The sequence below is a fragment of the Parabacteroides sp. AF19-14 genome (assembly GCF_003635485.1).
Lineage (GTDB): Bacteria > Bacteroidota > Bacteroidia > Bacteroidales > Tannerellaceae > Parabacteroides > Parabacteroides distasonis.
Genome location: NZ_QTMJ01000043.1, coordinates 1 through 8033, shown reverse-complemented (window position 1 = coordinate 8033; position 8033 = coordinate 1). Strand labels below are relative to the sequence as shown.

The 8033-nt window shown below is 44.4% G+C and carries 7 protein-coding genes and 1 pseudogene; all 8 read left to right on the top strand.

What is annotated here, in order from left to right:
• Positions 1-205: 205 nt before the first annotated feature.
• The 8 genes and pseudogenes from DWX33_RS21935 (at position 206) to uxaC (ending at position 7785) form a co-directional block, all read left to right on the top strand.
• The gene (locus tag DWX33_RS21935; protein ID WP_122381040.1) at positions 206-685 is read left to right on the top strand and encodes a Panacea domain-containing protein; all 480 of its coding nucleotides are present in this window, start codon (positions 206-208) and stop codon (positions 683-685) included.
• Positions 654-1421: a hypothetical protein gene (locus DWX33_RS21930; RefSeq protein ID WP_122381039.1), complete on the top strand. Its 768-nt coding sequence runs from the start codon at positions 654-656 to the stop codon at positions 1419-1421. The genes DWX33_RS21935 and DWX33_RS21930 overlap by 32 nt, the downstream gene beginning before the upstream one ends.
• 624 nt (positions 1422-2045) lie before the next feature.
• Entirely contained in the window at positions 2046-2951 is a 906-nt protein-coding gene (locus DWX33_RS21920) for a DNA-directed RNA polymerase subunit alpha C-terminal domain-containing protein (protein WP_122381038.1), read from the top strand.
• A gap of 99 nt (positions 2952-3050) precedes the next feature.
• Positions 3051-4040: a tRNA dihydrouridine synthase DusB gene (gene dusB / locus DWX33_RS21915; RefSeq protein WP_122381037.1), complete on the top strand. Its 990-nt coding sequence runs from the start codon at positions 3051-3053 to the stop codon at positions 4038-4040.
• A gap of 346 nt (positions 4041-4386) precedes the next feature.
• Positions 4387-4542: pseudogene (locus tag DWX33_RS23000) on the top strand (AAA family ATPase); the annotation flags it as partial.
• Positions 4543-4630: 88 nt separating this feature from the next.
• A complete protein-coding gene (locus DWX33_RS21905; protein WP_121962455.1) occupies positions 4631-5674 on the top strand; it encodes a sugar kinase in 1044 nt (347 codons plus the stop codon).
• A 36-nt stretch (positions 5675-5710) separates the two neighbouring features.
• Positions 5711-6385 (top strand): bifunctional 4-hydroxy-2-oxoglutarate aldolase/2-dehydro-3-deoxy-phosphogluconate aldolase, encoded by a 675-nt coding sequence (locus DWX33_RS21900; protein ID WP_122381036.1) that lies wholly within the window; start codon positions 5711-5713, stop codon positions 6383-6385.
• Positions 6382-7785 (top strand): glucuronate isomerase, encoded by a 1404-nt coding sequence (gene uxaC, locus DWX33_RS21895; protein ID WP_122381035.1) that lies wholly within the window; start codon positions 6382-6384, stop codon positions 7783-7785. Before DWX33_RS21900 ends, uxaC begins: the two co-directional genes overlap by 4 nt.
• Positions 7786-8033 lie beyond the last annotated feature (248 nt).

Here is an 8033-nt window from a genome sequence, read left to right as displayed (position 1 = left end):
ACTATTTCCTAACGTGAACTTGATTTATAGAGGAAAGGTAAGAATAATATTTGAGAAGACTTCTTATAAACGACCAACAGGCCACAGAAAGAGGAAAGACAGGCAAAAGATGTGAAATAATTTAAGACACATGAATTCAGCGATTTATTTTTTGCGCAGACAAATATTCTACCTATCTTTGCATACCAATATTAAGCCTAAAAATATGAACTCAATACACGACATTGCTGATTATATAATCTTACGTGTAAAATCAGAAGATAAAAATGCATCGTTAATCAATTTAAAGTTGCAGAAGCTATTGTATTACGTTCAGGCGTGGTCTTACGGAATAAATAAGAAGTCCATGTTTACCGGTGATTTTGAGGCATGGATTCACGGTCCCGTAAACCGGGAAATATATAATCGTTTCAATCCGACAAAGTACCTTTATTCTGAAATAAATTTGGAGGATTGTCGGAATAAGGATGTAGCTCTCTCCGTTGAAGACACTGAATTTGTGGATTTTATCTTAGAGAACTATCTCAAATACAGTGGAGCAGAGTTAGAAAGACTGTCTCATACTGAAATGCCATGGATTAAAACAAGAGGCGATTTGGGCGTAAACGAACGTTGCGACGAGATTATCTCTTCAGCACTTATGACGGAATACTATGGGACAAAGTGGAAAGAAATTAACGCTTAATTCCAATCAGCCTAAATATGGCACGAAACAGTTAGTTAGTTCCGAACAAGCCAAAGAAGTGAGGAGAAGGAAAATTACTTTTTCCTTCTCTTATTTTAAGCAGATACCCAATTTTGAACTTGGCGGATGCTCACAAGGATGGCATGTTGGGCTTATTGAACGGTTGGGAGTATTGGGGAACATGACACCCCAAGAAGTCTTTGAAGAAAATAAAGGCAGTATTGCTTTACGCTGCCATCCTATTGACTGGAGCGCAAAGAACATTCCAGTTCAAAGAAAGGAGCTCGACTGGCTTCCCGATGAAATATTGGATAATGAAGAAGAGTTTCCAATGATGCAGTTCTCTATATCCAAAAGCACAGGGCGTATTGTCGGCTATTTTGACAGAGACCCCTACATATTCCATGTAGTATTGCTTGACCCCAACCATAACATACAACCTGCCAAGAAAACTAATTATCAGATTCAACCCACCACTAAAGGCATATCCCAATACGATGAATTGCTGAACAAAATGGAAAGAATTAAGAAAATTGTAGCGAACTGCCCCGACAAGAACTGTAAGCTGCATGCACATATCACTACCATAGAAGAATTGCATGAGAATATTGTCTATATAGGACTTGATGGAGATTTCTATTCCACCTATCAAGGGATACTTCAAGACCATTCCCTGCAAGAGATTCTTGAACAAGGTATATGGGAGTTAATGAAAGATGATGGGAAGATAATATAAAGTACTGTCTATAAATTCATTGCAGACTCCTTCTATTTCTCGCTTAGGAAACTGTAGTTTCAACCGGATGAAACTGGCGTTACTTATAGTGGAAACTGACGTTACTTTAGGAACTATGAGTGTATACAGATAAAGGAGGCGTGCGGCTGACTTTTATTCGTTGCGGGGTCTTAGCCGAACCTTCGATTAAGTAAAAGTTCAGCCAATCGCCCTTTCTTTATTTAATGAAAGGACCACTACTTTACATAAAGCCATATAACGCCCGCCCTCACGAAGGACATCCTTTATAAATTGTCTTGACCTTTTAATCTATTATTAACTGTAAAACAATTGGCGTATGGACGTTTGTAGCCTTGAAGAGATTCAGAATCTTTTTATTTTTTACGATACTTGTTTTAGCAAGTATTTCCCTGAATTAGAATTTTATTGTAATGAGAAGGAATTCCACGTTCATAGTATTATACGTAAATACAGTGATATAAAGGGAGTATGCTATAATACCACTCATTTCATAATTGAGATGAAACAGGAATACGTGATCTATTTGCCTTTATCGATCGATGCTAAATTCCGTATTTTAACTAAACAGAAAACCTATTACTCGTAATATAACCTTATTTCAATATGCCTGAACTTATTACCATAGAAGAGGCCGCCCGTATCACGGGTTTCCCCAGCGAAGATATCCAATATTGGGCCAAAAGCCATAAAATAACCTCTTACTCCGTGACGAAAGACAGTCGCCTCGTGGATCTGGCCAACCTGCGTGAATTCATCTCCCATATCGAACATCTGGGAATACAGAAACTATACCTGCAACTGATCATCGAAGACAAGAAAGAAGAGGCCGACGAGATCATCGCCCAACACGATGATTTCCTGTTCTGCCTTCGATCCCTTAAAAACATCTCTCCCCTCCTTAAACAAATTACCGCCGAACTAGCTACATTCATACACGACAAACAAGATCGATACATATTCACGGAAATAACCTCGGGCACCAAAATGCAGGATGTAGCCAAACGTTGCGATATATCCTACGACAGATTGTGCTACCGGTACAAAAAGATAGTACTCCGATTACAAGAGAGCACCGGATTTCTGGCTGAATATAAGAAAACAATCAAATATCAGGATCTGGAGATAGAACGTTTACGGCTCGAGAACAGGAATATGGAATACGAGTTGAAAAGCCTGTACAAAAAGGCACTTGAAAGCGGTTTGTATATCGAATCTCCCCGATCACTCGTCTCCATCCCCCAAAGTGCCGCCAAACGGATATGCCAACCCATCACTAACCTCACCTTGTCTCCCTATATCCGCAAGTGCCTCGCGAAGCTGGAAATAGAAACCATAGAAGATCTGTTACGCTACGCGAAGAAAAAAGGCCTCGACTCATTATTGGATATGCCGGGCTTCGGTACCCTTGGTTTGGATCAGTTGAAGTTCCAGTTGGAGAAGCACAAGATCCTAAATAAAGCGGGGCAATCCGAGCTCTATCAATATATCATAAATGATCCGGATTATTAAAAACACCTGTTCCATCTACCGATCATCTTACGAGATGTAAAAATTATTCCCCAAAAAGAAGTACTTTTGTAATCTCTATTTAGTTAGCAAACAGAAGGTATGAAGATTGGTTCAATAGATTTAGGGGAGTGTCCGGTATTCTTGGCGCCTATGGAGGACGTGACAGATATCTCGTTTCGTTTGATGTGCAAACGCTTCGGAGCGGACATGGTATATACGGAGTTCGTATCGAGCGACGCATTGATCCGCAGTGTGAACAAAACACAGCAAAAACTAAATGTCTCCGATGATGAGCGTCCGGTCGCTATCCAGATTTACGGTAAGGACGTAGCCTCGATGGTAGAGGCCGCACGTATTTGCGAGGAAGCTCGTCCGGATATTTTAGATATAAACTTTGGTTGCCCCGTAAAAAAAGTAGCGGGCAAGGGAGCCGGGGCCGGCATGCTACGCAATATCCCGTTGATGCTGGAGATCACGAGAGAGGTGGTGAAAGCCGTGAACATCCCCGTCACCGTGAAAACCCGTTTGGGATGGGATGCCGACAACCGCGTTATCGTGGATCTGGCCGAGCAACTACAGGATTGCGGTATCACCGCCCTCTCCATCCACGGACGTACACGGGCGCAAATGTACACGGGCGAGGCGGATTGGACCTTGATCGGTGCCGTAAAAAATAACCCTCGCATGCAAATCCCTATCATCGGGAATGGCGACGTGACTTCCGCCGAGATATGCAAGCAGCGTTTCGAGGACTATGGCGTAGACGCCGTAATGATCGGTAGGGCTAGCATAGGCCGCCCTTGGATCTTCCGGGAGGTAAAACACTATCTTACGACCGGGGAATTATTGCCACAAGAGCCTTTCTCTTGGTATCTGGATATCCTAAAAAAACAAGTGGAGCAAAGCGTGGAACGATTGGACGAACGTAGGGGAATCTTACATATTCGCCGTCATCTGGCAGCTACTCCACTCTTCAAAGGTATTACCGATTTCAAGCAAACACGGATCGCCATGCTACGTGCGGAGACTGTTAACGAATTATTCGAAATTATGAATAATATTCCTAAAAAGTGCGGAATTTCTGAATAACAAGCTTGATATATATCAAATTGAAACCTATTTGCGATATTTTTACAATAAAATGTTACAAATACTATTGACGCATATTATAAAACCCCTTATATTTGCATCGAGTTTTTTTCATAGTATTTTAGATCTAAGGTTAACAAGTCTTTGCAAGGGGGGAATCGTGAGATTGTTTCATTGAGGAGCAAAAAAAGCCGCATCCATATTGGGACTAGCGGCTTTTTTGTTTTTCCAGACTCTATATCCTAAACCAAGAAACTTATCGTATCTTTGTCAATAGGTCACATTAAATACTTGGTACTATGAACCAGACTATTTATCCCATCGGTATACAGAACTTCGAGAAGATTCGATCAAGGATTATGATTCTCGCTTTGGTATCTATAAACTAGGATTTCCCAATTTAGAGGTAGAAGAAGGCTTTGTCAAATACCTGCTTCCTTTCTACACCAGTGTTAGCGCCCCTAAGACTCCTTTCGAAATCAGGCGTTTTGTCCGGGAGGTGGAATAAAAAAGCCTATGTTTTCGCACACACGCTATACATTATTCGAAATAAACCCTTACATTTGCGAAAAACATAATACTATACCACCATGAGTAAGAAAGTCATAACTTTCGGAGAGATCATGCTTAGGCTGGCTACTCCGGACTATTTACGCTTTTGCCAAGCCAATCAGTTCAACGCTACTTTTGGCGGAGGGGAAGCGAATGTCGCTGCCTCACTCGCCAACTATGGCATAGAGACTGAGTTTGTAACCCGTTTACCCAAAAATGACATCGCCCGTGCCTGCGTTATGGAATTACGCAAACAGGGTATCGGAACTTCCAAGATCATTTACGGAGGGGAACGGTTAGGCATTTATTTTCTGGAGACCGGAGCGGTCGCTCGTGCCAGCAAGGTGGTATATGACCGGGCTCATTCTTCCATCGCCGAGATCCGACCGGGGATGATCGATTGGGACGCAGTATTCAAGGATGCCTCTTGGTTTCACTGGACAGGTATCACGCCAGCCATATCCGAAGGTGCCGCCAACGTATGCTTGGAAGCGATACAGGCGGCAAACCGATTGGGCATCACGGTATCCTGCGACCTCAACTACCGGAAAAATCTCTGGAAATACGGTAAGACAGCCCATGAGGTCATGCCGGAACTAGTAGCCGGATGCGATATCATCCTAGGAAACGAGGAAGATGCCGAGAAAGTCTTCGGTATCAAGCCCGAAGGTTTCGACGCCGCCGCCACGGAAGGCGAGGTACACGCCGCCTCTTTCCAGTCGGTATGTACCCAATTAATGGCTCGCTTCCCACGTGCCCGGAAAGTTATCATCACGCTAAGAGGCTCCATCAATGCCAATCATAACACATGGGGCGGAGTGCTATACGCCGACAACCGGTTGTACGAATCCCGCCGGTATGACATCACCCATATCGTAGATCGTGTAGGTGGAGGCGATTCTTTTATGGGAGGCCTTATTTACGGTTTGCTCTCCTACCCCGGTGACGATCAGAAAGCCTTGGACTTCGCGGTAGCGGCTTCTTGCCTAAAGCACACAATTTACGGAGACTTCAACCAAGTAACCGTAGAGGAAGTAGAAAAACTCATGTCCGGCGACACCTCCGGCCGTGTCTCCCGCTAATTTTCAATTCTCAACTTTCAATTTTTAATTCCCAACATGGCTCGATTCAATAAAATACAAACATTACAGGCTATCATCCAAACCGGAATGGTGCCCGTCTATTATAATAAAGAGGTAGAGATCGCTAAACAAGTTGTAAAAGCCTGTTATGAGGGAGGCGTCAGAGCCTTCGAGTTTACTAACCGGGGAGATTTCGCCCACGAGGTATTTGGCGAGCTGGTTAAATACGCCGCCAAGGAATGCCCGGAATTAGTATTGGGCGTAGGTTCTATCGTAGACCCGGCCACAGCCGCCTTATTCATACAGCTAGGGGCAAACTTCGTAGTCGGCCCGTTGTTCAACCCGGAGATAGCGAAGATATGTAACCGTCGTCTCATCCCTTATACGCCCGGCTGCGGTTCCGTATCCGAGATCGGCTTTGCCCAAGAAGTTGGTTGCGACCTTTGCAAGATATTCCCCGCCGGAAATGTAGGAGGTCCCTCATTTGTCAAGAACATAAACGCCCCTATGCCATGGACCCTAATCATGGCTACCGGTGCCGTGGAGCCGACAGAGGAGAATCTATCCGCTTGGTTCAAGGCCGGCGTGACCTGCGTAGGAATGGGATCCAAACTCTTCCCCAAAGAAGCGATAGCGGGAAACGATTGGCAATCCATTACAGATTTATGCCGCAACGCCTTATCTATCATTCAAAAGTATCGCCAAGTATGAAAAACTTTTTAGATCAAGATTTCTTGCTCCAAACCGACACGGCCCGTGAGTTATATCACGAGCATGCGGCGAAGATGCCCATCATTGATTACCATTGCCACCTAGATCCCCGGCAAATAGCGGAGAATCATCAATTCGAGGATCTTACGGAGATATGGCTTGGCGGAGACCATTACAAATGGCGGGCGATGAGAGCAAATGGTATCCCCGAGGAATACATCACCGGAGATAAGCCCTCTTACGAGAAATTCCTTAAATGGGCAGAGACGATGCCTTACACGATGCGAAACCCGCTTTATCATTGGACACATCTGGAACTTAGCCGTATATTCGGAATCCATAAAGTCTTGAATCCGGCTTCCGCCAAGGAAATCTACACAACTTGTACGGATAAACTACGTACCCCCGAGTATCGTGCGCAAGCCATCATGAAACGGATGAACGTAGAGATCGTTTGTACGACCGACGATCCTATAGATTCCTTGAAATACCATCAAAAAATACGTTCAAACGGATGCCACACTCGTGTATATCCGGCATGGCGACCGGACAAGGTACTCGCTATCGATAATATCAAGGCGCTAAATGACTATTTGTCCAAGCTGGAGGCCGCCGCCGATAAGACCATCCTCACCTACAAGCATTTATTGGAGGCTTTACAAAAACGACATGATTTCTTCGCCGCCCAAGGGTGCCGGTTATCGGACCACGGGTTGGATACTTTCTATGCCGAACCTTATACCGAGCAGGAGATTGAGGTGATCTTCCTCAAGGCTCGTATGGGTAAATCGCTCACGGAGCAGGAAGTTCGCAAATACCGTTCGGCATTGCTATACGAATTGGCGGTGATGGATGCCCGGAGTGGATGGGTACAACAATTCCATATCGGCGCAAATCGGAATAATAACAAACGGATGTTCAAGTTATTAGGAGCAGACACAGGTTTCGACGCTATCGATGATCAGCCGGTAGCTGTTTCCATGAACCGCTTTTTCAGCCGTTTAGATCAAGAAGGGCTGTTAGCGAAAACGATCGTTTACAACCTGAATCCCCGCGACACTGAGTTGATGGTAGCCAATGCCTACAATTTCAACGACGGCAGTGTACCCGGGAAGATGCAATATGGAGCGGCTTGGTGGTTCCTCGATCAGATCAAAGGCATGGAAGATCAATTAAATGCGCTTTCCAGCCTCGGGCTTTTAAGCCGTTTCGTCGGTATGCTGACAGATTCCCGTAGCTTCCTGTCATATCCCCGTCATGAGTATTTCCGCCGGATCCTTTGTAATATGCTAGGCAATGAGATAGAGAAAGGCTTATTGCCCGCCTCCGAGTTTTCCTTCATTGGACAGATGGTGGAGGACATCAGTTACAACAACGCTAAACGATACTTTGATTTCTGATTACTGCAACCCGCATTGCAATGTTACTGCACGCCTGTCGCAGTAACACTGCACGTGCGTTGCAGTAAGGCTGCAACAGCTTTGCAACATTTTATTCACAAACACTTCATAAGACCTTCCACTATACTCGCACATATTACGCCTACTTTTGCGGCAGATTTAGATAAACACTAAAATACGCAAACATGAAACAACGGCTTTATGATTTCATGGCTCACCCGATAAATCAGGGGGAAAATTCTTTAATT